General features: G+C 37.0%; 23 protein-coding genes. 21 read left to right on the forward strand and 2 right to left on the reverse strand.

The annotated features are described in order from the left end of the window. Nucleotides 1–39: 39 nt before the first annotated feature. The 6 genes from AC6UD2_RS03430 to AC6UD2_RS03455 all read left to right on the forward strand — a co-directional run bounded on the left by AC6UD2_RS03430 (nucleotide 40) and on the right by AC6UD2_RS03455 (nucleotide 5913). Nucleotides 40–702, forward strand: a complete 663-nt coding sequence (locus AC6UD2_RS03430; protein ID WP_500698029.1) for a LysM peptidoglycan-binding domain-containing protein — start codon at nucleotides 40–42, stop codon at nucleotides 700–702. Nucleotides 703–732: 30 nt separating this feature from the next. Next, entirely contained in the window at nucleotides 733–1434 is a 702-nt protein-coding gene (gene cmk, locus AC6UD2_RS03435) for a (d)CMP kinase (RefSeq protein ID WP_039142906.1), read from the forward strand. 64 nt (nucleotides 1435–1498) lie between these two features. Then, a complete protein-coding gene (gene rpsA / locus AC6UD2_RS03440) occupies nucleotides 1499–2719 on the forward strand; it encodes a 30S ribosomal protein S1 (protein ID WP_500698030.1) in 1221 nt (406 codons plus the stop codon). A 66-nt stretch (nucleotides 2720–2785) separates the two neighbouring features. Next, complete coding sequence (der, locus tag AC6UD2_RS03445) at nucleotides 2786–4093, forward strand: ribosome biogenesis GTPase Der (protein ID WP_500698031.1); 1308 nt, start codon at nucleotides 2786–2788, stop codon at nucleotides 4091–4093. Nucleotides 4094–4303: 210 nt separating this feature from the next. Next, the gene (hbs, locus tag AC6UD2_RS03450; protein WP_010021419.1) at nucleotides 4304–4579 is read left to right on the forward strand and encodes a non-specific DNA-binding protein Hbs; all 276 of its coding nucleotides are present in this window, start codon (nucleotides 4304–4306) and stop codon (nucleotides 4577–4579) included. Nucleotides 4580–4647: 68 nt separating this feature from the next. After that, a complete protein-coding gene (locus AC6UD2_RS03455) occupies nucleotides 4648–5913 on the forward strand; it encodes a tetratricopeptide repeat protein (protein WP_500698032.1) in 1266 nt (421 codons plus the stop codon). Nucleotides 5914–5952: 39 nt separating this feature from the next. Here the strand turns inward: AC6UD2_RS03455 and AC6UD2_RS03460 are convergent, their stop codons facing one another. Next, on the reverse strand, nucleotides 5953–6771 hold the full coding sequence (locus tag AC6UD2_RS03460; protein ID WP_500698033.1) for a site-specific integrase: 819 nt from the start codon (nucleotides 6769–6771) through the stop codon (nucleotides 5953–5955). Between the two features lie 114 nt (nucleotides 6772–6885). Between AC6UD2_RS03460 and AC6UD2_RS03465 the strand changes: the two genes are divergently transcribed. The 13 genes from AC6UD2_RS03465 (at nucleotide 6886) to AC6UD2_RS03525 (ending at nucleotide 20500) form a co-directional block, all read left to right on the forward strand. Next, on the forward strand, nucleotides 6886–8097 hold the full coding sequence (locus tag AC6UD2_RS03465) for a CCA tRNA nucleotidyltransferase (protein ID WP_500698034.1): 1212 nt from the start codon (nucleotides 6886–6888) through the stop codon (nucleotides 8095–8097). A gap of 14 nt (nucleotides 8098–8111) precedes the next feature. After that, nucleotides 8112–10040, forward strand: a complete 1929-nt coding sequence (locus AC6UD2_RS03470) for an ABC-F family ATP-binding cassette domain-containing protein (RefSeq protein ID WP_500698035.1) — start codon at nucleotides 8112–8114, stop codon at nucleotides 10038–10040. A 27-nt stretch (nucleotides 10041–10067) separates the two neighbouring features. Continuing rightward, nucleotides 10068–11018, forward strand: coding sequence for a thymidylate synthase (locus AC6UD2_RS03475; protein ID WP_500698036.1), 951 nt, complete (start codon nucleotides 10068–10070; stop codon nucleotides 11016–11018). 9 nt (nucleotides 11019–11027) lie between these two features. Beyond that, nucleotides 11028–11522, forward strand: a complete 495-nt coding sequence (locus AC6UD2_RS03480; protein WP_500698037.1) for a dihydrofolate reductase — start codon at nucleotides 11028–11030, stop codon at nucleotides 11520–11522. 14 nt (nucleotides 11523–11536) lie between these two features. Continuing rightward, a complete protein-coding gene (locus tag AC6UD2_RS03485; protein ID WP_039142873.1) occupies nucleotides 11537–11758 on the forward strand; it encodes a YozE family protein in 222 nt (73 codons plus the stop codon). Nucleotides 11759–11773: 15 nt separating this feature from the next. Next, entirely contained in the window at nucleotides 11774–12649 is an 876-nt protein-coding gene (gene ylqF, locus AC6UD2_RS03490; RefSeq protein WP_500698038.1) for a ribosome biogenesis GTPase YlqF, read from the forward strand. Then, complete coding sequence (gene rnhB / locus AC6UD2_RS03495; protein ID WP_500698039.1) at nucleotides 12639–13403, forward strand: ribonuclease HII; 765 nt, start codon at nucleotides 12639–12641, stop codon at nucleotides 13401–13403. Before ylqF ends, rnhB begins: the two co-directional genes overlap by 11 nt. 32 nt (nucleotides 13404–13435) lie before the next feature. Continuing rightward, nucleotides 13436–14308, forward strand: coding sequence for a DNA-processing protein DprA (dprA, locus tag AC6UD2_RS03500; RefSeq protein ID WP_500698040.1), 873 nt, complete (start codon nucleotides 13436–13438; stop codon nucleotides 14306–14308). 89 nt (nucleotides 14309–14397) lie between these two features. Continuing rightward, on the forward strand, nucleotides 14398–16527 hold the full coding sequence (gene topA, locus AC6UD2_RS03505; RefSeq protein WP_500698041.1) for a type I DNA topoisomerase: 2130 nt from the start codon (nucleotides 14398–14400) through the stop codon (nucleotides 16525–16527). 83 nt (nucleotides 16528–16610) lie between these two features. Beyond that, entirely contained in the window at nucleotides 16611–17537 is a 927-nt protein-coding gene (gene xerC, locus AC6UD2_RS03510) for a tyrosine recombinase XerC (RefSeq protein ID WP_500698042.1), read from the forward strand. Nucleotides 17538–17556: 19 nt separating this feature from the next. Beyond that, on the forward strand, nucleotides 17557–18099 hold the full coding sequence (hslV, locus tag AC6UD2_RS03515) for an HslVU peptidase proteolytic subunit (protein WP_039142837.1): 543 nt from the start codon (nucleotides 17557–17559) through the stop codon (nucleotides 18097–18099). 15 nt (nucleotides 18100–18114) lie between these two features. Further along, nucleotides 18115–19569 carry an ATP-dependent protease ATPase subunit HslU gene (gene hslU, locus AC6UD2_RS03520; protein WP_500698043.1) on the forward strand — a complete coding sequence of 485 codons (1455 nt, stop codon included), beginning with the start codon at nucleotides 18115–18117 and terminating at the stop codon, nucleotides 19567–19569. Between the two features lie 46 nt (nucleotides 19570–19615). Next, on the forward strand, nucleotides 19616–20500 hold the full coding sequence (locus AC6UD2_RS03525) for an aldose 1-epimerase family protein (protein ID WP_010021438.1): 885 nt from the start codon (nucleotides 19616–19618) through the stop codon (nucleotides 20498–20500). 37 nt (nucleotides 20501–20537) lie between these two features. Here AC6UD2_RS03525 and plsY read toward each other — a convergent pair whose 3' ends face one another. Further along, a complete protein-coding gene (plsY, locus tag AC6UD2_RS03530) occupies nucleotides 20538–21185 on the reverse strand; it encodes a glycerol-3-phosphate 1-O-acyltransferase PlsY (RefSeq protein ID WP_010021439.1) in 648 nt (215 codons plus the stop codon). A gap of 168 nt (nucleotides 21186–21353) precedes the next feature. Here plsY and parE point away from each other — a divergent pair, with 168 nt between their 5' ends. Both parE and parC read left to right on the forward strand, forming a co-directional pair. Next, nucleotides 21354–23315, forward strand: a complete 1962-nt coding sequence (gene parE / locus AC6UD2_RS03535) for a DNA topoisomerase IV subunit B (RefSeq protein ID WP_039142830.1) — start codon at nucleotides 21354–21356, stop codon at nucleotides 23313–23315. 15 nt (nucleotides 23316–23330) lie between these two features. After that, the gene (gene parC / locus AC6UD2_RS03540) at nucleotides 23331–25790 is read left to right on the forward strand and encodes a DNA topoisomerase IV subunit A (protein ID WP_500698044.1); all 2460 of its coding nucleotides are present in this window, start codon (nucleotides 23331–23333) and stop codon (nucleotides 25788–25790) included. The last annotated feature ends 23 nt before the right edge of the window (nucleotides 25791–25813 follow it).

Here is a 25813-nt window from a genome sequence, read left to right on the forward strand (position 1 = left end):
ATGATATAATCACCATAGAAGTTTTGGAGGGATATATTTATGAAGGACGATAAACACGAAGATAATAAAAAGAAAGATCCGTGGGATGACTCATTTTCAGATGACACGGATCCAGATGGAAATCTTTCAAGAACGGAGTATCGAAAACATCATCGTAGTAATTCGTTAGTTGTGATTATGCTTGTTTCAATTATTGTAATCATTGCCCTTGTTGCATTAGTTTTCGGTCTTTCTAAAGAGCGTGCGGTTGGTACAGGTTCCACCAGTCAAAAGGCTCAATCAAGTAAGGTTAGTCATTCAAAAGCTAAGAGCAGTAAGCCTGATCGAAAGGCTAAGAAGTCATCTAGTTCAAGTAATTCTCAAGACGATGCTACCACTAATAGTGATACTACTGATGATGCTGGGTCATCTTCTGCTACACCGACCACTCAGGGTAATACCAGTACTAGTGAAAGCACAACTCCAAGTAGTGCAAATAGTGATAACTCAACCTCTGATAGTAAACAACCGACCCAAAGGGCTTCTCAGACAACGGATAATAATGATAATTCTGGAAGTAATGATTATGTTAAGGTGCAAAAGGGCCAAGGAGTTTATCGAGTGGCTACCAACGCAGGAATCAGCATGCAACAACTGTTAAAATTAAATGGTCTTAGTTCTTCCAGCCAAATTCATCCCGGACAAAGTCTTCGAGTTAAATAATTATAAATAAATAATAAGGATTGATTATTTTTGGGAAAGAATGGATTACAAGTAGCAATTGATGGGCCTGCTTCGGCCGGAAAAAGTACGGTAGCTAAGTTAGTTGCCAAAAAATTTCATTACATATATTGTGATACCGGTGCAATGTATCGATCAATCACTTTAAAAGCGATCAGATTAGGATTAGATCTAAATGATGAGGAAGCCATTCTCAACCTTTTAAAAAAGACGAGGATTGTTTTTGAACCTGGTGATCCAGTTCAGAAGGTTTTTGTTGATGGCAAAGAAGTTACAAATGATATTCGTAGTACTGAAGTAACTAATAATGTTTCGGCTGTTTCGGCGCTTGGATCAATTCGTTCAGAATTGGTCAAAAGACAACAGTTTCTGGCTAGAGATGGTGGAATTGTGATGGATGGAAGAGACATCGGAACCACGGTTTTACCTCAAGCTGATGTTAAAGTCTTTTTGATTGCGAGTGTTTCAGAACGTGCAGAACGTAGGTACAAAGAAGATCAAACCAAGGGAATTTCAGTTAGTCTAGATCAACTTAAGCAAGATATTGAAGATCGAGACTATAAGGATTCCCATCGAAAGATTTCACCATTAAAAAAAGCATCTGATGCTTCTGAGATTGATACAACTTCAATGTCGATTGATGACGTGGTGAAGGCAATCTCAAGATTAATCGAAAATAAAATTCAACAACTTTCAAATAATAAAGCCGATTAACTGGTATTTTATTTCCAACTAAGATAAAATAGCAGTTAGAGTTGTTGCAAGGAGGAAATGTTTGATGAGTGAAAACGATACTAATGCAAACAAGGATTTATTAGCCGCTCTCGATAATATTAAGCAGGTGAACGTTGGAGACGTTGTTAATGGTGAGGTTTTAGCTATTGATGATGACCAACAATTAGTCGTGGGAATCGAAGGCGCTGGTGTTGAAGGAGTTATTCCTAGAAAGGAAATCTCTGCACAAAGGGAAGATAACCCAACCTCAAACTACAAAGTTGGAGACAAAGTTAAGGTTGTTGTTGTATCTCGAATTGGTGATGACAAAGAAGGTGGAAGCTATCTTCTTTCAATCAGAAGACTTGAGGCTCTCAAGGTTTGGAATGAAATCAAGGAAAAAGCCGATAAGGGTGAAACAATCAACGTTACTGTTACCCGAGCAGTAAAGGGTGGACTAGTAGTAAATGCTGATGGAGTTCGTGGATTTATCCCAGCTTCAATGATTACCGATCACTTTGTTGATGATTTGAATCAATTCAAAGGTCAAGAACTCGAAGTTAAGATTATCGAAGTTGTTCCTGAAGAAAACCGTTTGATTTTGTCACATAGAGCAATTGCTGAAGCAGAACGTAAAGAAGCTCGTGATAGAATTATGAGCACACTAAAGCCTGGCGACATTGTCGAAGGTAAAGTGGCCCGTTTAACTAACTTCGGTGCTTTCGTTGATCTTGGTGGAATTGATGGACTTGTTCATGTTTCAGAGATTTCATATGAACACGTTAATAAGCCTAGTGATGTTTTGAAAGTTGGAGAAGAAGTTAAGGTTAAAGTTCTTTCAGTTGACCCTGACCGTAATCGTATTTCATTATCAATTAAACAAACTCAACCAGGTCCTTGGAGTGATATTGAAGAAAAAGCTCCTAAGGGAAGTGTTCTTGATGGAAAAGTTAAGCGCTTAGTTGATTTTGGTGCTTTCGTTGAAGTTTTCCCTGGTGTTGAAGGATTAGTTCACATCTCACAAATTTCACATAAGCATATTGACAAGCCAAGTGATGTTTTAAAGTCTGGTGAAGATGTTAAGGTTAAAGTTCTTGATGTACAACCAGAAGAACATCGATTAGCATTGTCAATGAAAGCTCTTGAAAAAGATCCAAGAGATGATCAAAAAGCTCCAAAGAAAAATGTGAGTGATAATTCAACCAATAACGCTCCTGAAGAAGAAAATGGTTTTACTTTAGGTGACATTGTGGGAAATGAATTAAACGATGATGACAATGAGTAATTAGAAAATTATCCTTCATGTTTATGAAGGATTTTTTTTATTCTTAAAAACGAGAGGTGATATAAAATGGCAAGACCAACTGTAGCAATTGTTGGACAACCTAATGTCGGTAAATCAACGATTTTTAATCGAATTGCTGGTGAGCGGATTTCGATTGTGGAAGATACGCCAGGTGTAACTAGAGATCGAATCTATGCTCATGGAAGCTGGCTTGGACATAATTTTAACCTAATTGACACTGGTGGAATTGAAGTATCGGATGAGCCCTTCATTAAACAAATTACTGATCAAGCTGAAATTGCAATTGATGAAGCTGACGTTATTGTGTTTATGGTGAATGGGAAACAAGGAATGACCGATGCTGATGAACGAGTTGCTCAATTGCTTTATCGTGCTAATACTCCAGTTGTGTTGGCGGTTAACAAGATTGATAATCCTGAAAGTCGGGCTGATATTTATGACTTCTATGCATTAGGATTTGGCGATCCCTATCCAATTTCTGGTTCTCATGGGCTTGGAATTGGGGATCTTCTGGATGCGATTATTAAAAACTTTCCGGAAAACGCTGAAAATACTGATGATGATAGCATTAAATTTAGTGTGATTGGACGGCCTAACGTTGGAAAATCATCACTAGTGAATGCTATTTTAGGTGAGAATCGTGTAATTGTATCGGATGTGGCTGGTACAACGAGAGATGCCATTGATACTAAGTTTGAAAACGATGGCCAGAAATATACCATTGTTGATACCGCGGGAATTCGAAAACGTGGTAAAGTTTACGAGAAAACTGAGAAATATAGTGTTATGCGGGCAATGAGAGCCATTGATGAAAGTGATGTAACGCTGATGGTGCTTAATGCTGAAGAAGGCATTAGAGAGCAAGACAAGCGGGTTGCTGGCTATGCACACGAAGCTGGCAAAGGTGTCATTATTGTTGTTAACAAATGGGATGCTTTGAAAAAGAACAATCATTCGCAACAAGAATTCGAGGCGGACATTCGTGAACAGTTCCAATATCTAGCGTATGCTCCCATCATTTTTGTTTCAGCGACAACTAAACAGCATGTTAGCCAATTACCTTCCTTGATTAAACGTGTTAACGAAAATCATCAGCGTCGGATCCAATCATCTACGTTGAATGATGTTATTATGGATGCAATCGCAATTACTCCTACACCAACTAGAAATGGGAAACGACTTCGGATTTATTATGTTACCCAAGTTGCTGTGGGGCCACCTACGATTGTTCTGTTTGTCAATGATCCTGAATTGCTTCATTTTTCGTACAAACGTTATTTAGAAAATCAAATTAGAAAGAACTTCGACTTTGTCGGCACGCCAATTCACTTGATTGCGAGAAGGCGGAAATAACAACTAATGGTAATAATATTCTAATCATAATTATATTAAAAAAGTTTTAATAAATGTTGATTATAATCCCATTATTTGTTGCAATGGCACTATTCTTATGCTAAATTAAGACTAGAAATGATGTAGAAGTACATCGTTTCCCCTGGCTTAATCTTTAACTTATTGGGTGTTTTTTACATAAAAAAACATCTACTCGGGAGGTGAATACACATGGCCAACAAAGCAGAATTAGTTAATGATGTCGCAAAGGCAACTGGTTTAACTAAAAAAGATGCCACCGCAGCTTTGGATGCAGTCTTTGACTCAATCCAAGACAAGTTGACTCACGGTGAGAAGGTACAATTGATCGGTTTTGGTAATTTCGAAGTACGTAATCGTGCCGCTCGTAAAGGACGTAACCCTCAAACAGGTGCAGAAATTCAAATCCCTGCAAGTAAAGTACCTGCCTTTAAACCTGGTAAGGCTTTAAAGGAAGCTGTTAAATAATTTTTATTTAACGCTTGACCAGTGCGCTTATGCGTACTGGTTTTTTTATTAGTAGGAGGACATGTGTAATGACTTATTCAGAGAAAGCCCTAGAAGCCCTAAAAAAGGGTGATATGAACCAATTTAATGATGATATTAAAAATGCTAAGGAAAATGATAGTGATGATATGTTATATTCTTTGGCAGAAGAACTTTATTCACTTGGATTTTTAAACGACTCACTTGATATCTATAAGGGTTTGCTAAAAAAATATCCAGATGAAGATGAATTACGGACTAGTATTGCCGATATTTTAATTTCTGAGGGCAAGATCGACAAAGCCCTCAACTACTTGAGTGAAATTAAACCAGATTCACCTAATTATGTGAATGCATTAATGGTTGAAGCTGATCTTTATCAAACTCAAGAGATGTACAGTGTGAGTGAGCATAAACTATTAGAGGCTGAAAAAATTGATCCTGATGAGAATGTGATTAAATTTGCGTTAGCAGAATTATATTTCTCAACGGGACAGTTTGATAAAGCGATTCCCATCTATTTAGGGTTGATTAAACAAGGTGAATTAAATATTTCGTCTGTGAACCTTGTTGAGCGATTAGGGGTAGCGTATGCTAACGCTGGTCATTTTGAACAGGCCATTGGGTATCTTGAACAGATTAAACCAATTGACATGACTCCTGATGTTAAGTTTGAAACTGGATTTACGTATCTTCAACTGAAAGATTATGCTAAGGCAATTGAAATGCTTAAACAGTTGAGAGAGGATGATCCTCAGTATGCTTCCCTATATCCTTACTTAGGTGAGGCCTACATTGAAATGAATGAACCAGAGAATGCCCTCAAAGTCTATCAAGAGGGGATGAGTGTTGATCAGTATAACGTTAATATGTACATTCGGGCTGCTGATGTGGCTGCTAAATTATCTGAAGAAGATTTAGCGTTAAAGTACCTCAAAGAGGGACATAAAGTTGACCCTGATAACATGGAACTCATTATTAAATTATCCAACTTGTACGTAAAACAAGGTGAATACCAAAAGAACGTTGACTTTTTGGCCCAGTACGTAAAAAATGAGGAGACTGATCCGCAAATCTACTGGAATTTAGCTGTTTCTTACGCACACCTTGAAAAATATGATGAAGCTCAAAAGTACTATCAACGGGCATTGCCATACTTTGATGACAATCCAGATTTCTTACATGAAGCTATCCTGTTATTTAGAGAAAACGGACAAATTAAAGAAACCATTAAGTTGTTGAAACGTTATGTGAAGTTAGTTCCAACTGATGATGAAATGGCTTATATGCTTGAAGACCTAGAAGATTATGAATAAAAAATAGGGAATAAAATATCACTAAAGATATTTTATTCCCTATTTTTGTGCTAATTTTTGATAATATAACAGCGAAGCAGGATCCATTCGAAGGTTCCGACTAAGCGTTTTATCGTTATCCTTTTGATGTTGACTTAAGTAGTTAATGACAAATGATTGATAAAGATACTTGGGACTTAGGTTCATTTGTAAATATTCACTATCTGGTTTCAAATATTTGTGAAGCCCTGCTGAAGTGATGTGACAGTCCCTTGCGATTCGTTGTTTTAAAAAAAGATCTTTAGTATGATGACGAATCTGAAGTGGAGTAATAAACGTCATGAATTGTGATAGGAAAGTGCGTTCTTCTGATGAAAATTTAATGTGATCAAGTTCCTGATAAAACCCCGGAAGTAAGAATTCAGACGACTGATATCCCTTACTGATGAGTAGTAGAGTCATTCTAGTGTAATAGTGGAGCTCGTTATCTTCTAGAATAACGGGTAAAGAGTAAAGCCATTTTGTGATGTAAGAAGTATGCTCGTTTTTATCTTTGCTTTTAATGTTAATGGTCGGAAGGTGCGTATTAAGGTTGTCATTAAATAAAAATTTAAAATAAACGTTAATTTGGGACAAGATCTTATTATAAGTGTTATTTCCATTGTTTCTTTTGGAAACAATCATATCCAGATACTGCTCGATGTCACGATCAAAAATTTGACTGACACGATGATCCTGCTGGTATCCAACGTTAAAATTGGATAAATAATTAAAAAGATCTGATAAGGTTTTTGAATACTCTCTGATGGTAATGCCTGAGAGTTCTTTTTTTCTTAAATAACGTTCAAAATGATCTTGATATGGATAATTATTTGTCATAATTAGTCTCCTGTAATAAGTTACTTTAACTTAACTATAACACAACAACAAATGTAAGGTCTAACTTTTGTATGATAATTTTGGTAGAATGAGATTAATGAAAGTGGGTGGACCATGAAGATAGAAAATTTACCCAATGAGTTTACTGATGCAAGAAAAGTTTTACAAGTAATTGAAGATGCTGGTTATCAAGCATATTTTGTTGGCGGATCCGTTCGTGATACAATTTTGCATACACGAATTCACGATGTGGACATTGCTAGTAGTGCTTATCCAGAAGAAATTAAGTCGATTTTTAAGAAGACCATTGACACTGGCATTGAGCATGGGACTGTGACCGTCATGTATGATGGTAAATCGTATGAGATTACCACCTTTCGGACTGAATCGGGGTATCAAGATTATCGGCGACCAGACCAAGTTACTTTTGTTAGATCACTTAAAGATGATCTTAAGCGCCGTGACTTTACCATCAATGCACTTGCCATGAAAGAAAATGGGGAAGTAATTGATTTATTTGGTGGGATAGACGACTTAAAAAAGCATATCATTCGTGCCGTAGGCGATCCTGAGCAGCGTTTTAATGAGGATGCATTACGGATGATGCGAGCGGTTAGGTTTGCCAGTAAATTGGACTTTACCATTGAAGCAGACACCTTTACAGCGATTACCAAGCATAGTTATCTGCTAAAAAAAATTGCGGTAGAGCGGATTAACGTTGAATTTGTCAAAATGATGTTGGGAAAAGCTCCAAGTAGGGGACTAAACCAGATGATTGAAACGAAACTAATTCAGTATGTGCCGATCTTTAATAACTATGTTTCAAACATAGCTGACTTAGCTACTTTATCAATTTCAGATTATTTAAACAATGAAACGCAGGTATGGTCTTTGTTAGCGGTTCAATGTGGTTTAAACGACGATCAGATTAATCATATGATGAAAGCATGGAAATGTTCTAATAAACTAACTGAAAACGTTCGCTTAGTTGTATTAGCGTGTCGTAAAATTATGAAAGATAATTTAGATGCTATGACAATGTACTTAGTTGGTAAAGAAGACTTGGATAATGCTTGTCAAATTGCTTTGGCATTTGGCCATTTGGTTGATGATGATCGGATTGAAAACGAGTATGAACATCTTCCCATTAAAAGTAAAAATGAATTAAAGATTAACGGTAAGATCTTAATAAACCATGGATTTAAACCTGGTCCACAGCTGGGAAGAGTCTTAAAACAACTAGAACAAGCAGTTGTTAGCGAACAAGTTAATAATGATTATGATTCACTACTTGCTGCGTCGAAGAAAATAATTAACAGGCAATAATTGGAGCAGATATTGTGCAAACATTAAAAGCAGAAAATCTAACAAAAACGTATGGAGAAAAAAGCCTTTTTAAAGATTTGGATTTTATTATTAATGAACATGATCGAATTGGATTAATTGGTACTAATGGAAGTGGAAAGTCCTCCCTTTTAAATACCATTTCTGGTATTGATCATGATGTTAATGGAACCATCACAACCTCCAAATCATATACGATTGGATACTTGAAGCAGGTTCCAGATTTAGATGGCGAATTAACCGTAATGGATGCGGTGTTTGCTGGTGACCAAAAGATATTTAAGATTATTAGAACATATGAAAAAGCGTTAAAGGATTATTCACAAAATCCCGAGAATGCCGATTTTGAAAAACGTTTTGAGAATGCCGAATCTAAAATGAACGAGGAAGACGCTTGGACGGCTGAGGTAGACGTAAAAAATATTCTTAATCAACTAAAAATTACTGATTTAGATCAAAAGGTTGGTAGTATGTCTGGTGGTCAACAAAAGCGGGTTGGATTGGCTCAGGTTTTAATTCAATCGCCTGATCTTTTACTGCTAGATGAGCCAACTAATCATTTAGACTTTGATTCAATTGATTGGTTGGAACAATTTTTAAGTAAATATAAGGGAGCGCTAGTTTTCGTTACCCACGATCGTTACTTTTTGGATCAGATTGCAAATCAAATCTGGGAGTTATCCTTTGGAAAACTCTATAAGTATCCTGGTAACTATCAGGATTATGTTCAACGAAAAGCAGAATTGGATGAAGAGCAGGCGGCAGCTTCTCATAAGCAGCAGCGTTTGTATAAACAAGAACTTAAATGGATGAAGAAGGGTGCTAAAGCTCGGTCCACTAAACAACAAGCCCGAATTAATCGGTTTAACGATTTAAAGGAAGACGTTAGTCAGGGGAATCCAACTGATGAAGACGTTGATATTACCATGGGACAAAAACGGCTTGGCAAGAAAGTGATTGACATCCAACATGCTGATTTGACCATTGCTAAAAAGCCCATATTAAAGGACTTTAGTATGTTAATTCAAAATGGACAACGAATCGGAATTAGTGGTGAAAACGGAGCTGGGAAATCCAGCTTTTTGAATGCAATTGCTGGAAAGATCCCCCTGCAGTCCGGAACCATTGATATTGGGGAAACCGTGAAAATGGCCTACTATACTCAGCAAATGGAACCAATCCCAGAAGATAAGCGTGTGATCAGTTACTTAACTGATGTGGGTCAAAATGTAATTGATGAAGATGGTAATAAGGTAAGTGTAACTAATCTACTAGAACAATTTCTCTTTCCTAAGTTTATGCATGGAACTTTAATTAGAAAGCTTTCCGGAGGAGAGAAGCGCCGACTTTATCTACTGAAATTATTAATGGAGCAACCCAATGTGTTGTTGTTGGATGAACCTACTAATAACTTGGACATCGGAACTTTAACCGTTCTAGAAGACTACATTCAGCATTTTAGCGGTACGACCATTACTGTTTCACATGACCGTTACTTCTTGGACAAAGTGGCTGATCGCCTGTTAATTTTTGATGGGGATGGCAAGATTGAGCGTTACACCGGACAATTTACTGATTATCTGCAAAAATTAAAGGATAGAAAAAAACAAGTGCGCCATGAAAGTCATGTTAATCATGATCGAAAGACTAATCAGGCCAAACCCACTTCTACTGATTCTAAGGAATCAGCTAGTTCAAAGGCCAAGACAAAATTAACGTATGCTGAGAGGATTGAGTGGAATAAAATTGATGATAAAATTGATTCACTTGATCAACAAACCAAGCATGTTAAAAAACTCATGCAGGAAAATAGTGCTAATTATGATAAATTATCTGAATTACAGCGTCAACTGGATGAATTAAACCAAAAATCAGATCAGTTAATGAATCGTTGGGAATATTTAAGTCAGTACGTTAATGATTAATGATTTTAATAAAGGAGAAGATAACCGATGTTAGAAGATGCATATTTAAATCTGGAACGTTATGTTTTAGAGCATGGGCACAAGAAATCTGATCGGACTGGGACGGGAACAATTAGTACCTTTGGGTACCAGATGCGGTTTAATTTGCAAGAGGGATTCCCTCTTTTAACCACTAAAGCAGTTCCATTTCGATTGATTAAGTCAGAATTACTCTGGTTTTTAAGGGGTGATACTAACATTCGTTACCTACTTCAACATAATAATCATATATGGGATGAATGGGCCTTTGAAAAATGGGTAAGTTCTGATGAATACCATGGCCCTGACATGACCAATTTCGGCCTACGTTCAGAAAGTGATCCAGTGTTTAATCAGGAATACCAAAAGCAAAAGAAGATCTTTTGTGACCGGGTTTTAAATGATGATGACTTTGCTAAAAAATATGGAGATCTTGGCCTCGTTTATGGAAGTCAGTGGCGTAAGTGGAAGACCAGTCATGGGGATACCATTGACCAAATTAAAAATGTGATTGAAACCATTAAGAATAATCCAGATTCAAGACGAATGATTGTAAGTGCCTGGAATCCAGAAGATATTGGAAGTATGGCACTCCCTCCGTGTCACGTAATGTTTCAATTTTACGTTAACGACGGAAAACTGAGTTGCCAGTTGTATCAGCGGAGTGGTGACATTTTCCTTGGAGTTCCGTTTAACATCGCTAGTTATGCTCTTTTGACTAACTTAATTGCAAAAGAGGTAGGTCTTGAGCCCGGTGATTTTGTTCATACTCTAGGAGATGCTCACATTTACAGCAATCATATTGAACAGGTAAAGGAACAATTGAGTCGTAAGCCACATCAGGCACCCAGTCTTTGGCTGAATCCTCAAAAGGAGAGTATTTTTGATTATGACATGGATGATATCAAAGTTATTGATTATCATCATGACAAACCAATTAAAGCTCCTGTAGCAGTTTAGGAGGTTACTATGTTAGCTTATATTTGGGCGGAAGCTTCGAATCATGTGATCGGACAAGATGGTAAATTACCATGGCATTTACCTGATGATATGCAGTTTTTTAAAGATCAAACCATTAACCATCAGATTTTAGCCGGGAAAAGAACCTACGATAGTTTTGGTCGTCCTCTTCCGAAACGAAAGAATCTAGTTTTAACTCATTTTCCCCAAGCTGATTTTCCAGCATGCGTAAAAGTTTTTAAAACCATTAATGAGTTCTTACAGTACGCGAAGGGTTATCCAAATGAGGTCATTTTTGTTGTTGGTGGGACTTCTGTCTTTAAGGAACTTCTGCCATACGTGGATTACCTATACCGCACGAGTATTAATCATGAGTTTAATGGGGATGTGCGAATGATTGATATTGATTATTCACAGTTTGAATTAGAACAACAAGTTCCAGGAAAGGTGGATAAGAACAATGTTTATCCGCATACTTTTGATGTATTTAAAAGAAAAAAATAATAAGAGGTAAAAATTTGAGAAAAAGTTTCTATGAGTTTTTAATGACACAGAGGCATCCCGGAAGTTCAGATCCAATCGCTGAATTTGCGAATAATGCTTTTTTTGATCAGTCTTTCCCAAAACAAGAAGATGACTTTGAGAAGCTTTCCAAATATTTGGAAGAAAATGCTGGATACTTGCCTTCAATGACAATTTTTGACGATGCTTGGAAAGACTATTTGGCTTATCTTGATTAACAGAGAGGAGAAATAATGGGAAGTAACATACAATGGTTTCCTGGTCATATGGCCAAGGCAATTCGGCAGTTTGAAGAAAATGTCCATGTAGTTGATATTATCTTTGAATTAGTTGATGCACGAATTCCGTACTCTTCAGTTAATCCAGAAATCAAGCGGGTTGCTGGCAATAAATCACGTCTATTTATTTTAACTAAGTCGGATTTAGCTGATCCTAAGATGACGCAGAAATGGTTGGATTATTTTAACCAGACTGGATTATCAGCAATTTCGATTGACTCAAAAGCACATGGGGTAAGAAAGAAAATTGAGGCAGCTGCACGTCAGGTCCTAAAACCACAGTTGGAAAAGTCACAAGCAAAGGGAATTAAAAGAGATATTCTTAAAGCGGTTTGTGTTGGTGTGCCCAATGTTGGAAAGTCGACGTTATTGAATCAACTAGTAAGTAAACGGTCAGCAGCTGTTGGTAATCGACCAGGTGTTACTAAGGGTCAGCAATGGCTAACTTCTAGTCCAACGATGGAGTTACTAGATACACCAGGGATTTTATGGCCAAAGTTTCAAAATCAGGAAATCGCCGATAAATTAGCTCTGACTGGTGCCATTAAAGAAAGCATTTATCATCCTGATGATGTTGCGTTATTTGCACTACATTTTTTCCGAACCAATCATGAAGACGAAATTTTAAAGCGATATCATTTAAATGCCAATGACTTGAATTTAAGTGATGTTGATTTATTACTCAAGATTACGGAAAAGATCGGGATGAAAGACGACTATGATCGAGCCAGTATTCGGATTATTAATGACGTACAAAAGGGAAAATTAGGACGATTTACCTTAGATTCACTTGAACTAGTAAATGGAAATGAGCATAGTAATGACAATTAGGGAAATTGCTGAGCGGTTTGCTAACGTTACTGACGTTAGTGATCCGCTTTTTGTCCAATTTGATGGCGATCATCGAATTGGCGTTCAAAAGATTATTAAAAAAACGCTGAAGCGACTAAAAGAAGAGAATGAGCGCCAACATGAATTCTTTAATCGGTTTAAATATGAAAAAGAACTGTGGCACAAGGGAATTAAGTATGTTGCTGGAGTTGATGAAGTTGGAAGAGGGCCATTAGCTGGACCAGTAGTAGCCGGTGCTGCAATTTTACCGTCTGACTTTGATTTAGTAGATGCAAATGACTCTAAACAATTGAGTGATGAAAAGCGGCGGGAACTGGTCCCGCTGATCCAAAAAGAAGCCATCGCATATAGTTGTGTTCCCATTTCAAATCAGATAATTGACGAGATCAATATTTATGAGGCTACTAGAGTGGCAATGAAAAAGGCCGTTTATAAATTAGATCCACAACCAGGTCACATTATTGTTGATGCGATGACGATTGATAATGATATCCCGCAAACGCGGTTAATTAAGGGTGACGCTAAATCTGTTAGTGTGGCCGCTGCTAGTATTTTGGCAAAGGTTTTTCGGGATAATCTAATGGATGAGTATGCGGTTCAGTATCCACGATATGGCTTTGAGCACAATGCTGGTTATGGAACCAAACAACATTTGTTAGCTTTGGCTAAGTATGGCCCGACTCCGATTCATAGAAAAACATTTTCACTAGTTTTAAAAACGATTCATCATTAATTGCGTATTTATTCATAGAAAGGAAGAGAAAAATGGATAAACGCAATTTATTGCTTAGAATCAAACTGTGTCCTGGAATTGGAATTAAAGGTGAGGCAATGCTGGCTCATTGGATTAAACATGCATCAATCGAAGCAGATTCAGACGTCTCAATTTTGAATCAATTAACCGTTATTCTTAAAAAACATCATTTAAAGTATGAACGGTTTGAACGGTGCTTTTTAAGCGATGAGGTAAATAAAAGAGTGGATTTAAATCAAAAGCAGCATTGGATTACGATTTTAGATGCTGAATATCCGCAACAATTGGCTGATATTTATTGTCCGCCGATAGTTCTTTTTTTCGTAGGTGACGTAACTATTCTGAAAACACGATCAATTTCCATTGTTGGAGCTAGACAGTGCACCAATTATTCGATTGCAGCCATTAAGTCCATCTTGACCAAGAGAGTTTTGAAGAGATTTACCATTGTGTCAGGATTAGCTAAGGGAGTTGATTGTTTAAGCCACCAATGTGCGTTAGCTAATAATGAACGGACAATCGGAGTGATTGGAACTGGATTGGATGGTTCGTATCCCAGTGAATGTATGAATGTTCAAAATGAGTTAATGAATACTAATCTGGTAGTTAGTGAGTATCCATTGGGGAGCAAACCACTTAAGTACCATTTTGTAGAACGAAATCGGATCATTGCGGGGCTTTGTGAGAAATTAATTGTGGTGGAAGCAAAACAGAAGTCGGGAAGTTTGATTACGGCTAGTTTGGCATTGTCAGAAAATCGGGATGTTCTTGCTGTGCCGGGGAATATTACTTCACCGCTATCGATTGGCTGTAATCAATTAATTGCTTCTGGTGCACGTCCATGTTTGAGTGATAATGATGTTTTGGAAGAATCTTTAGTTTGACAGGCTTCATAAACTGCAATATGATATGGAAGAAATTTAAACGGAAATTATCATGTATTAATGAAGAAAAAATAACGAGGATAATTTTAATGGCAACAACTTCTGTAACAAAAACTAAAAAAACAACTAAAACGAAAAAAAGAAAAACAAGGACCAATAAGAAAAAGCTAGTGATTGTTGAATCACCTGCTAAAGCAAAGACCATTCAGAAATACTTGGGTAGTACCTACAAAGTAGTAGCAAGTAAAGGACATGTCCGAGATTTACCTAAGAGTCGGATGGGCGTGGATATTGATGATGATTTTAAGCCCGATTATATCTCAATCAGGGGTAAGGGTGATGTCATCAAGATGTTAAAATCTGAAGCTAAAAAATCGAAAATGATTTATCTGGCGTCTGACCCGGATCGTGAGGGTGAAGCAATTGCGTGGCATGTTTCACATGTGTTAAATCTGGATGTAAACGATCAAAATCGGGTGGTTTTTAATGAAATCACAAAGGATACGGTTAAGGATGCTTTTAAACACCCTCGAACTATTGATATGAATTTGGTCGATGCCCAGCAAGCTCGCCGAGTACTTGATCGATTAGTAGGATATTCCATCTCACCCTTACTTTGGAAAAAAGTGAAGAAGGGATTAAGTGCGGGGCGTGTGCAATCAGTTGCGTTATGGTTAGTCATTGACCGTGAGCGACAAATCAGAAAATTTGAGCCGGAAGAGTATTGGACGATTGATTCGGAATTTAAATCCGGTCGTTCTAAGTTTAAAGCTAGTTTCTATGGTTTAAATGGTAAGAAGACTAAGCTTGCGAATAACGATGACGTTCAAAAAGTCCTAAAAAAGATTGATTCGAAGGGTGATTTTGATGTTAATAAAGTCACTAAAAAAGAACGACGAAGACAACCTAATCCACCATTTACGACTAGTACCCTTCAACAGGATGCTAACCGGAAATTAAATTTCAAGACCGGACGGACTATGATGGCTGCTCAGCAGCTTTATGAGGGAATTAACATTGGTAAAGAAGGCAGTCAAGGGTTAATCACTTACATGCGGACTGATTCAACTCGGATTTCTTCAATTGCTAAACATGAAGCTGCTACTTTTCTTCATGAAAAGTATGGAGCAGAATACTCAGCAAATAAGCCGATTAAAGGTAAAATGCCTGAAGGAGCTCAGGATGCTCATGAAGCTGTTCGACCGACTTCAGTCCATCGGACACCCGCTAGTATTAAACAATATTTATCTAAGGACCAATATAAGCTTTATAATCTGATTTGGTCGCGTTTTGTGGCTAGTCAGATGACCCCAGCAATTATGGATACTGAGACGGTGACAATTGAGCAAAACGGTGTGACCTATCGGGCTAATGGATCCAAGATGAAGTTTGAAGGCTTTTTGAAAGTTTATTCAAATGGAAAAGAGAAAGATAACATTTTGCCTGACTTAAACCGTGGTGACACCGTGAAATTAGCCAAGAACAACCCAGATCAACACTTTACACAACCACCAGCTCGGTATACTGAAGCAAATTTGATTAAAACTTTGGAAGAGAATGGGGTTGGACGTCCATCGACTTACTCTCCAACACTTGGAACCATTCAGAAACGATACTACGTTAAATTAGTGGGAAAACGTTTTGAGCCAACTGAACTTGGTGAAATTGTTAATAAGATCATTGAAGAATATTTTCCTGATATTGTTAACGTTGATTTCACTGCCGACGTAGAAGGCAAACTAGATGAAATTGAAGAAGCCAAAGAAAAATGGGTTGAGGTTGTTGATCATTTCTATCAACCATTTTCTAAGGAAGTTGATCACGCTGAAAAGCTCATGGAAGATGTTCAGATTAAAGATGAGTTAGCAGGATTTAACTGCGAAATTTGTGGTGCTCCCATGGTCGTCAAGATGGGGAAGTATGGCAAGTTTTACGCCTGTTCACGTTTTCCAGATTGTCGAAATACCCAAGCAATTGTTAAAGAAATTGGGGTAACGTGTCCAAAATGTAAAAAGGGACAGGTTATTGAGCGCAAAACAAAAAAGAATCGTTTATTCTATGGATGCTCACGATATCCAGAATGTGACTTTGTTTCATGGGATAAGCCAATTGGACGAGATTGTCCTAAGTGTGGTCATTTCTTAGTTGAGAAAAAGGTCCGAGGCGGCATGCAGGTGATTTGTCCAAATGGTGATTATAAAGAAGACATTCAAAAATAATTAAATTAACTGTTCTTCGGAACGGTTTTATTTACAAGGTAAAATGTAAAAAGTTACTTTAACCTAAAAGAAAGAAACAAAAAATGAAAAACCAAGATCTAATCAATCTATTTGTCAAGTACATCATAAATGAACGCCAATATTCGGACGATACCGCCAAGGCATATAAGGATGATGTAGAAGAATTTAATACTTTTTTGAAGGATTCTGGAAAACAAAAAGATTTTAAAGCAATTGATAATTTTGATGTGGAAGTTTTTTTGAGTAGTTTACATGATCGTGGTGATGAAAATAGTACTATTGCAAGAAAAATCTCATCATTAAGATCATTTTTCAATTTTTTATTAAATAATGAGTTAGTTTCAGACAATCCATTTGAATATGTTCATATAAAAAAGCATAATAAACACTTGCCGAGATTTTTTTATCAGAAGGAATTGGATATTCTGTTTAAAACCGCTCGTAAAAATCCTAATAAACAAATGGCAACGCGTGACAGCGCTATTCTTGAAGTACTATATGGAACTGGAATGCGTGTCAGTGAATGTTCCAATTTAACCTTAAGTAATATTGATTTTGGTAATCGGATCATGCTAGTTTTAGGAAAGGGGAACAAAGAACGTTATCTCCCATTTGGTCGGTATGCCAAAAATTCAATTCTTAAATATTTAGAAGTATGTCGAACACCGCTTATGAATAAATACCATAAGGATCATGATTTTTTGTTTATCAATCAGCATGGAGATCAACTATCAAGTCGTGGGATTGAATACGTTTTGGATAAAATCATGAAAAACAGTGGCATGAATGGATCAATTCATCCCCACATGTTACGACATACGTTTGCCACTCAAATGTTAAATAATGGTGCTGACTTGAGAACCGTTCAAGAATTATTAGGGCATTCTGATTTATCTACTACCCAAATTTATACCCACGTAACTAAGGAAGGATTGCTTAAAAATTATAGTAAGTTCTTTAAGCGTCCAGATGAAGACAATCCAGATTAAGTTGTGAAAGGAATTAATTATGACAGTAAAGTTTGAAGCTACTACAATTTGTGCCATTAGGCATAATGGTCACGTTGCTCTTGCAGGTGATGGTCAAGTCACCATGGGAGAAAAGGTGATTATGAAAGGGACTGCTCACAAGATTCGTCGTATCTTCGATGGAAAAGTTGGAGTAGGATTTGCTGGCAGTGTCTCTGACGCCTTCAATTTAGAAGAAAAGTTTGAGCAAAAATTAAAAGAATATAGTGGCAACCTAAAGCGGGCTTCAGTTAAATTAGCCCAACAGTGGCGTGGTGATCAACAATTACAAAAGCTTGAAGCAATGCTAATCGTAGCCGATCACGATAATTTATTGTTAGTATCTGGCTCTGGTGAAGTAATTGAACCCGATGATGATATTCTAGCCATTGGATCTGGTGGTAATTTTGCGTTAGCAGCAGCAACAGCTATGAAACACCATGCACCGGAAATGTCAGCTGAAGACATTGCGAAAGCTGCTATTAACATTGCTGCAGATATCGATATTTTTACTAATCACAACGTAATTTCTGAAGAATTATAAAATGAGGTATGATTAATGACACAAGAAGAACAAATGACACCCAAAGAAATTGTTTCGCAATTAGATAATTACATTGTAGGACAAAATGAAGCCAAAAAGTCAGTTTCAATTGCCTTACGTAATCGTTACCGTCGGCTCCAATTAGATCCGCAGATGCAGGAAGATATTACTCCTAAGAATCTTCTAATGATTGGTCCAACTGGAGTTGGTAAAACAGAAATTGCACGAAGACTTGCTAAAATTGTGGATGCACCTTTTGTTAAGGTAGAAGCAACTAAATTTACTGAGGTTGGATACGTTGGTGGTGATGTTAATTCAATGGTTCGAGATTTAGTTGAAAATTCAGTTCAAATGGAAAAGAAGATCCAATTCAAAAATGTTCGACGTGAGGCAGAAAAGAAGGCCAACCAAGATTTAGCTGAAATTATTTCACGTGAAGAAAATCATGTTGATGATGCTCAAGAAAAGTCCAATAATGATAAAAAACTCCAAGACACCGTCAAGGAGCTCAATAAGGCCTTCAAAAAAGGAAAACCGATGGATTTATCATGGCTGAACGAAAAGGATCCTTTCATGGATCAAAACGAAAAAGATAAGATTAAAGATGATTCTAGTCGAATTTTGGCTCAAATTGAAAATGGTGAGCTAGAAGATCGAGAAGTTAAAATCTCAATTGATGATCCCTCAGCCGCATTAAACGCTGATAACAGTAAAATGGAGCAAATGGGAATTAACTTGCAAGGATTGGAAAACATGTTACCAAAGAAGCAAGTTGAGCGAGTTTTACCGTTAAAGGAAGCGCGTGAAGCTTTGATTAATCAAGAATCTGAGACTTTAATCGATGACGCTAAGGTTAATGGAGCTGCAATTAAACGTGCGGAAAATACCGGAATTATCTTTATTGATGAAATTGATAAACTTACTGGTGGAAATAAGCAAACACGTGGTGAAGTTTCCAGAGAAGGTGTTCAACGGGATATTTTACCAATTGTCGAAGGAGTTAATGTAAATACAAAATATGGTGTCATCAATACTAATCATATCTTGTTCATTGGCTCTGGTGCTTTCGCTGATAGTAAGCCATCTGACCTAATTCCCGAACTTCAAGGTCGTTTTCCAATTCGAGTTGAATTAAATGACTTAAGTAAAGATGATTTTGTTAAAATTTTAACTGAACCTAGTGATGCATTGATTAAGCAATATGTAGCTTTAATCGGTACTGATAACATTAAAGTTACCTTTACTAAAGAAGCAATTGAAAAAATTGCTGATATTGCCTACTCTGTTAACCATGATACTGATAATATAGGTGCTAGAAGACTTCATACCATTCTAGAAAAATTACTCGAAGATATTTTGTATGAAGGTCCTGACATGCATATGGGTGACATTACCATTAATCAGAAGTACGTAGAAGATAAGGTCGGTAATTTAGCTGCTGATGAAAATGTAGCCCGTTATATTTTGTAGGTTTGAATTTGTGAAGTACTAGGTATAAGGAAAGTGAGGGATTAGATTGCCAGTTACGTTAAAAAATGATTACTTGACGGTTAAAATTAACCAAAAGGGTGCAGAAATTGTATCTGTTAAGGATCAAAAGGGAACTGAATACATTTGGGGTGCCAATAAAGAATACTGGAAGCGCCATGCACCGATATTGTTTCCAATTGTTGGGCGACTTCAAGATGATGATTACATTTATGATGGGAATAGTTATCATATGTATCAACATGGATTTGCTAGAGATAGTGAGTTTGAAATCGAATCTCATAATAAAACTGAGGTTAATTTCATGTTGCATTCCAATGCGGCAACTAGAAAAATTTATCCCTTTAACTTTAACTTATCCATTCATTATGAGTTAGATGAACATACAATTGCAGTTGAAATGGTGGTAGAAAATATTAATCCTGATCCAATGTACTTTTCATTGGGAGCCCATCCTGGATTTAACGTTCCACTCTTTCCTAAGCGCGAAACGTTTGATGATTATTCGGTTTCAGTGGCTCCTAAACATGATTACAAAATCGTAAGAATTGATCAAAATGGATACAGTAATATCAAACATCCCGTTGAAAAGACTTTAGATAATCCACTTCAATTAAAGCGCGATTTGTTTAAACATGATGCCAAAGTACTAGATGTCTCCGATAATGAACAGACAACCGTTATGCTTCAATCTGATGTCACAGATCATGGGGTGGCTCTTACTGCTTACGATTGCAAATACATTGGCATTTGGTCAACTTATCCTAAAGAGGCCCCATTCGTATGTTTAGAACCATGGTGGGGAATTGCTGATGAAGAAGAGAGTACCGGATTTTTAAAGGACAAAGCTGATATTAGTAAACTTGATCCTGATGAAAGTTTAAATGCTAATTTTGATATTACCTTCTTCTAATCAAAAGAAAAAATAAGGGACGCTCAGAGAGTGTCCCTTATTTATGCTGTTGTTTAGGATGAATTGTTTTTTTGATGTACTTCAGATACCAATAGTAAAGTCCAAAGGGTACCAGATTTTCGTTTCCATGAATAATTTTAATAATATTATTACGATGTCGATAGAAAGTGAAGATGGTCAGACAGATTGCTAAAATCGTAAGGGCGGGATCGTGTTCGAAAAACGATGCAATTACGATAATAGTAAATCCAAGCATACTAGCAAGGCTTACCATACTAGTAACAAAGATACAAGTAACCCAAGTACCTGCTGCAATACAAAAAAACACGAAATTATACGCCCATAACATTCCGGCACTGGTAGCAACTGCTTTTCCACCACGAAAATGATCAAAGATAGAGTAAGTATGACCTAAAATTGCTGCTAGGCCGAAAATTAATGGATACCAAGAATGGATGCCAAATTGCATTGGCAGCCATGTAGCAATGGCACCCTTAGCAATGTCTAGAACCATCACGATTGTTCCAGCAAACCATCCCAGTACTCGATAAGTGTTAGTGGCCCCAATGTTTTTGGAACCATGTCGTCTAATATCGATATGAAAAAATATTTTACCGATCCAAATTCCGTTTGGAATTGAGCCAAGTAAATAGGCCAAGATCAGGAGAATAATAAATTTAACCATATCTTCCTCCATATTTATTAATATATGCTCACAAAGTTTTATTTTAGCATTAAAAAGATCATTTTAAAATTTAGTTTGAAAGATTGTGGTGGACTTTGAAACGTCTTTCCAATCAAGTTTAAATAGGTTATTATTAAAAACGATGATTAAAAGAAGGAGTCTTTCCTAATGACACAGGCAAAAAAACAAGAATATGATGCCTCTTCAATTCAAGTCTTACATGGTTTAGAAGCAGTTAGAAAACGACCTGGTATGTACATAGGTTCGACTGACTCGAAAGGACTACACCATTTAGTATACGAAATCGTAGATAATGCAGTTGATGAAGCACTCGCTGGATATGGTGATGAAATTAACGTCACCATTCATGAAGATGATAGCATTACCGTTGTTGACCACGGACGTGGAATGCCAACGGGAATGCATTCTTCTGGGAAACCAACTCCAGAAGTAATTTTAACGGTTCTTCATGCTGGTGGAAAGTTTGGACAAGGAGGATACAAGACCTCTGGTGGTCTTCATGGGGTTGGTTCAAGTGTTGTTAATGCACTTTCAACTCATTTAACCGTTCAAATTGTGCGTAATGGTCAGCTTTATCAGGAAGATTTTGCTGATGGTGGGAAACCAGTTGGAACCCTAAAAAAACTTGGTAAAACAAGTAAACACACCGGAACGACTGTCACATTTAAACCTGATCCAGACATTTTCACTACTACAACTTACAATTACGACATTTTGGCAGAACGGCTTCGTGAGTCTGCCTTTTTGCTGAAGGGCGTTAAAATTACTCTCAAAGATGAACGACCAGGAAAAATTCGCGAAGATGAATTTCAATTTAAAGATGGAATCAAAGAGTTTGTTGATTATTTAAACGAGGGTAAGAGCACTCTTGGAAAAGTTATGTATTTTGATGGTAAAAAAGACGGCATTGAAGTTGAAGTAGCTGCTCAATACAACGATGGTTACACTGAAAATATGCTTTCATTTGTTAATAACGTTCGCACAAAAGACGGTGGGAGTCATGAAGCTGGCTTTAGAAGTGCTTGGACCAAGTCCTTTAATGAATATGCAAGAAAAGTGGGCTTATTAAAAGATAAAGATAAAAATCTCGAAGGTAATGATGTTCGAGAAGGTTTAACTGCGATAGTAGCACTAAAAGTTCCAGAAGAATTACTTCAATTTGAGGGACAAACCAAGGAAAAATTGGGAACACCAGTAGCTCGATCTGTCGTAGATAACGTGGTTTCTGAACAGTTATTGTATTATTTAATGGAAAATAGTGATTTTGCTAACACATTAATTAAGAAAGCTACCAATGCTCGAACTGCACGTGAAGCCGCTAAAAAAGCACGAGAAGAAAGTCGCCATGGTAAAAAAAGAAAGAAAAGAGAACGTTTACTTTCTGGAAAGTTAACCCCAGCTCAATCTAAGGATACAAGTGAAAACGAACTATTTTTGGTTGAGGGTGACTCCGCCGGTGGATCAGCTAAACAAGGCCGAGACCGTAAGCATCAAGCCATCCTACCATTGCGAGGAAAAGTTTTAAACACAGAACGTGCTAAGCTTCCTGATATTATGAAAAATGAAGAGATTAGTACGATCATCTACACGGTTGGCGCTGGTGTAGGAGTGGACTTTAAGATTGACGAATCCAATTATGACAAGATTATTATCATGACTGATGCTGATGATGACGGTGCTCATATCCAAATCTTGCTACTAACTTTTTTTTATAAGTACATGCGTCCTATGATTGAAGCTGGCAAAGTATACATTGCCTTACCACCACTTTATAAATTGCAACATGGAAAAGGCAAAAGAGCGAAAGTAGAATATGCTTGGACTAACGAAGAGCGAGATCAAGATATTAAAGATTTCAGATCGGGCTATTCGTTACAACGTTTTAAGGGTCTTGGTGAAATGAATGCGGACCAGTTATGGGAAACAACAATGGACCCTGCCAAACGAACCTTGATTAGAGTAAGAATTGATGATGCTGCTGATGCAGAACGACAGGTTTCTACGCTAATGGGTAATAAGGTTGAACCACGTCGAAAATGGATTGAAAGCAATGTCCAATTTAACCTTGAAGAAGACGGAAGTATTTTGGATAATACGGAAAAAAATTAGTTTGGAGGTGATGAAATGGCACATAGATCAAAAATTAAAGATTTGACTCTTTCAGAAGTTATGGACGAACGATTTAGCCGTTATTCCAAATCAATTATTCAAGAACGAGCTTTACCAGATGTTCGCGACGGATTAAAACCCGTGCAAAGAAGAATTTTGTACGCTATGAATAAAGATGGGAATACTTCATCTAAAGGTTTCAGAAAAGCAGCAAAATCAGTTGGTAACGTAATGGGTAATTTTCATCCCCATGGTGATAGTTCAATTTATGAAGCTATGGTTCGAATGAGTCAGGATTGGAAATTAAGGGAACCATTAATTGAAATGCACGGAAACAATGGTTCTATGGATGGAGATCCACCTGCAGCAATGCGTTATACTGAGGCACGTCTAAGTAAGATTTCAGATGAAATGCTTCGTGATATCGATAAAGATACCGTTGATTGGATTCTAAATTTTGATGATACAGAATATGAGCCTGTTGTACTTCCATCACGATTTCCTAATTTATTGGTAAATGGGGCAACTGGGATTTCTGCTGGATATGCTACCGAAATTCCACCACACAATCTTGGTGAAGTGATTGATGCATTAATCTACTTGCAAAAGCATCCCGATGCCACTTTAAAGAACCTGATGAAGTATGTAAAAGGCCCTGATTTTCCAACTGGCGGAATTATTCAGGGATTAGATGGAATTAAACAAGCTTACGAAACCGGTAAGGGACGTATCATGATTCGGTCCAAAACCTCGATTGAATCATTGCGTGGAAATAAGCAAATGATTAAAGTAACTGAAATCCCTTATGAAGTAAATAAAGCTCAATTAGTTAAACAAATTGATGAAGTACGAATTAACAAAAAGGTAGATGGAATTGCTGAAGTACGTGATGAGTCCGATCGTGAAGGATTGACCATTGCAATTGAATTAAAACGAGACGTAGATAGTACTAGTGTTTTAAATTATTTATTTAAAAATACTGACCTTCAAGTTTCATACAATTTTAATGTAGTTGCTATTAGCAATATGGCTCCTAAACGCCTTTCTCTAAAAGAAATTCTGGTTGCATATTTGGACTATCAACGTGATGTAATTGCCAAACGGACTAAATTTAACCTAGATAAAGCCAATGCTAGACAACATATTGTTTTGGGTTTAATTAAGGCATTATCAATTCTTGATCAAGTCATCAAGACCATTCGTGCTAGTAACGACAAGAAGAATGCACGTGACAATTTAGTTGCTGAATATGACTTTTCTGAAAAACAAGCAGACGCAATTGTAGCTTTACAACTTTATCGTTTAACTAATACTGATGTGACCGAATTAAAGAAAGAAAATGCAGATTTAGCGGCTAAAATTGCCGAATATGAAGCAGTTTTAGCTAATCCTGATGAGTTGGATTCTGTTCTTAGGAAGGAATTACGTGATATTGCAAGGCGTTATCGTAATAAGCGCCGGACTAAGATCGAGGATAAAATTCAAAATTTGGAAGTCAGTGAAGAAGTGACTCTTCCAGATGAAAACGTGATGGTACTAGTCAGTAACGATGGGTATCTGAAACGAAGTAGTCTTCGCTCGTTTAATGCGTCTGAGATCACCGATAACGGCTTAAAAGAGGATGACCATGCCGTTTACCTAAATGAATTAAACACGCGTGATTCGCTGTTTATGTTCACTGACAAGGGGAACATGATTTATCGTCGAGTTTATGAAGTTGAAGATACTAAGTGGAAGGATACTGGAGAACATATTTCTAGAATGAATGGCTTAGATTCAAATGAGAAAATTATTGCCGTTTATGCCTTCCCCGATCTAAAACAAGATGGAGAATTCGTCATTACTACCAGTGGAGGTCACATTAAGCGAACTGAGTTTAGTAAACTACTTCCTAGTAGAACTTACAAAAGTCGAGCCGCGGTCTATGAAAAATTAAAGGGTCCTTTGTCAAGAGTAGTAGACGTTTCATATAATCGAACTGAAGATCCTGGAAGTGTTCTACTAATGACGGAAAAGGGATTAGCACTTAGATATGATTTGCAAGAAGTTTCTCTAAGTGGACCACGAACCACTGGAGTTAAAGCTATCAGTCTTGATTATGACGACCACGTGATTAATATGCAGTTTGTAGATGACAATTCTGAGATAGCACTTATCTTTCAAAATGGTAATTTTAAAAAAATGAAAGTGTCTGATATTCCAGTAACGAGCAGGGCTCGTAAGGGAGTTAAAGTCCTTAAAGAATTTAAGACCAAAAGTAATCTATTAGCCGATTTTATTAAGATTGAATCTAATGATGAAACTCTCAAAGTTTATACTGATCACATGACTTCACATGATGTAATCCTCGGTGATCACGGAATTTCCGGTCGTTTATCTAATGGTTCACCCGTGATGGATACTAAGATGATTGGAACACCAATTATGATTACTCATGATGCTTTGAAACAGTCTCAAATTGATAGTTTACTATAGTAAATATAGTAATTCCGTGATAA

This window comes from Fructilactobacillus sp. X2R5C2, assembly GCF_059901375.1.

Excerpts from the sequence above, each read along its gene's own strand:
- topA (WP_500698041.1), top strand. The coding sequence starts at position 14,398 with ATGGCAACAACTTCTGTAACAAAAACTAAAAAAACAACTAAAACGAAA.
- hslV (WP_039142837.1), top strand. The coding sequence starts at position 17,557 with ATGACAGTAAAGTTTGAAGCTACTACAATTTGTGCCATTAGGCATAAT.
- rpsA (WP_500698030.1), top strand. The coding sequence starts at position 1,499 with ATGAGTGAAAACGATACTAATGCAAACAAGGATTTATTAGCCGCTCTC.
- AC6UD2_RS03465 (WP_500698034.1), top strand. The coding sequence starts at position 6,886 with ATGAAGATAGAAAATTTACCCAATGAGTTTACTGATGCAAGAAAAGTT.
- AC6UD2_RS03430 (WP_500698029.1), top strand. The coding sequence starts at position 40 with ATGAAGGACGATAAACACGAAGATAATAAAAAGAAAGATCCGTGGGAT.
- der (WP_500698031.1), top strand. The coding sequence starts at position 2,786 with ATGGCAAGACCAACTGTAGCAATTGTTGGACAACCTAATGTCGGTAAA.
- xerC (WP_500698042.1), top strand. The coding sequence starts at position 16,611 with ATGAAAAACCAAGATCTAATCAATCTATTTGTCAAGTACATCATAAAT.
- dprA (WP_500698040.1), top strand. The coding sequence starts at position 13,436 with ATGGATAAACGCAATTTATTGCTTAGAATCAAACTGTGTCCTGGAATT.
- ylqF (WP_500698038.1), top strand. The coding sequence starts at position 11,774 with ATGGGAAGTAACATACAATGGTTTCCTGGTCATATGGCCAAGGCAATT.
- AC6UD2_RS03480 (WP_500698037.1), top strand. The coding sequence starts at position 11,028 with ATGTTAGCTTATATTTGGGCGGAAGCTTCGAATCATGTGATCGGACAA.
- AC6UD2_RS03460 (WP_500698033.1), bottom strand. The coding sequence starts at position 6,771 with ATGACAAATAATTATCCATATCAAGATCATTTTGAACGTTATTTAAGA.
- rnhB (WP_500698039.1), top strand. The coding sequence starts at position 12,639 with ATGACAATTAGGGAAATTGCTGAGCGGTTTGCTAACGTTACTGACGTT.
- parC (WP_500698044.1), top strand. The coding sequence starts at position 23,331 with ATGGCACATAGATCAAAAATTAAAGATTTGACTCTTTCAGAAGTTATG.
- hbs (WP_010021419.1), top strand. The coding sequence starts at position 4,304 with ATGGCCAACAAAGCAGAATTAGTTAATGATGTCGCAAAGGCAACTGGT.
- plsY (WP_010021439.1), bottom strand. The coding sequence starts at position 21,185 with ATGGTTAAATTTATTATTCTCCTGATCTTGGCCTATTTACTTGGCTCA.
- AC6UD2_RS03455 (WP_500698032.1), top strand. The coding sequence starts at position 4,648 with ATGACTTATTCAGAGAAAGCCCTAGAAGCCCTAAAAAAGGGTGATATG.
- AC6UD2_RS03475 (WP_500698036.1), top strand. The coding sequence starts at position 10,068 with ATGTTAGAAGATGCATATTTAAATCTGGAACGTTATGTTTTAGAGCAT.
- parE (WP_039142830.1), top strand. The coding sequence starts at position 21,354 with ATGACACAGGCAAAAAAACAAGAATATGATGCCTCTTCAATTCAAGTC.
- hslU (WP_500698043.1), top strand. The coding sequence starts at position 18,115 with ATGACACAAGAAGAACAAATGACACCCAAAGAAATTGTTTCGCAATTA.